The organism is Pseudoroseomonas cervicalis ATCC 49957, assembly GCF_000164635.1.
Classification (GTDB): domain Bacteria; phylum Pseudomonadota; class Alphaproteobacteria; order Acetobacterales; family Acetobacteraceae; genus Pseudoroseomonas; species Pseudoroseomonas cervicalis.
In genome coordinates this window covers 1-1088 of record NZ_GG771041.1, presented here as the reverse complement: position 1 = coordinate 1088, position 1088 = coordinate 1, and the positions used below count along the sequence as shown (strand labels likewise).

The window sequence follows — 1088 nt, the reverse complement described above, 5'->3', positions numbered from 1 at the left end:
AGCGCGGCACCCTGCCACCAGGACAGCCAGGCCAGCGCCGGGCCGGGCGGCACCGGCTGCCGCGCCGCCTGCAACAGCAGGCGGTGCGCCGCCTCCAGCTCGGCCAGGCCGTGCTCCAGCCCGCTGCGGCCCAGCCGCGACCAGCCCTCCGCCCAGGCGGCGCCACCGGCGGAGAAAGCCAGCGCCTTCTCCGGCGCCATGCGGGCGAATTCCAGCCCGGTGGCATAGGCGCCCCGGCGCCGCGCCGCCTCGGGCGAGAGCCGGGCGGAGACCACCCGGGGCGCCCCGGCCCAGACCGCGCCCAGGGCGCGCGCCTGGCGGGCGGCTTTCAGGATGTAGCGGCGCTGGCGCATGGCAATTCCCTTTCCTGCCGGCCATGCTGCAACGCCGCGGGGGGCGGCGCGGCTGCGCCTATTCCGCCGCGCTGCCGCCGAGCTGCGGGTTGTCGAACACCGGCTCGCGATAGGCGCGCAGCGCGCCGCGCAGCGCCTGCGCCAGGTCCTGCTGCTCCTCCTCGGACAGGAAGCGGCCGATCGGCACGCGGCGGCGGCGCTGCACCAGGGCCAGCCCCTCGCGCTCCGACCACTCCACGCGGGTCCAGTAGGGGTCGAGGCTGGCCTCCTCGCGCCGGCCCAGCCCATCCACCCGCCGCACCCGCAGCCGGTCGGGCAGCAGCGAGATCACCTCGCGCGCGCGGCCGGACCAGCGGTGGTGCAGCAGGATCAGCGCCAGCGCGCCCAGGATCTCGACACCGAGGAAGGGCAGGATCGGCCAGGCGCCGATCACCGCGAAGAACAGCCCGCCCAGCAGCGCCCAGCCGCCGGCCAGCGCCACCACCACGGCATAGGCGCGTGGCCGCAGGCTGCGATGCGGCGTGCTGACGGCCTCGAAGAGGATCGGTTCGGGGCTTGCTGACATCGCGCGCTAACATAGGCTCTGTGCGCCGGCTGCGTAGAGCGGCTTCTGCGCCTCTGCCCCGCCTTCCTTCCCGCCCGGCCGGCGGATCGCCACCCCGCCGCCCGGCCGGCCCAGCCTGACGAGTCCGCGATGAAGCGCCCCACCCGCGCCCAGCCTGCCGCCCCGCCCCC

General features: G+C 76.8%; 2 protein-coding genes. Both read right to left on the bottom strand.

The window, feature by feature from the left end; genetic code table 11:
* Window positions 1-353 (bottom strand): hypothetical protein (locus HMPREF0731_RS21575; protein ID WP_040614354.1); only part of this gene is annotated, 353 nt, incomplete at its 3' end.
* A gap of 58 nt (window positions 354-411) precedes the next feature.
* Window positions 412-918: a DUF2244 domain-containing protein gene (locus HMPREF0731_RS21570; protein WP_051014852.1), complete on the bottom strand. Its 507-nt coding sequence runs from the start codon at window positions 916-918 to the stop codon at window positions 412-414.
* Window positions 919-1088 lie beyond the last annotated feature (170 nt).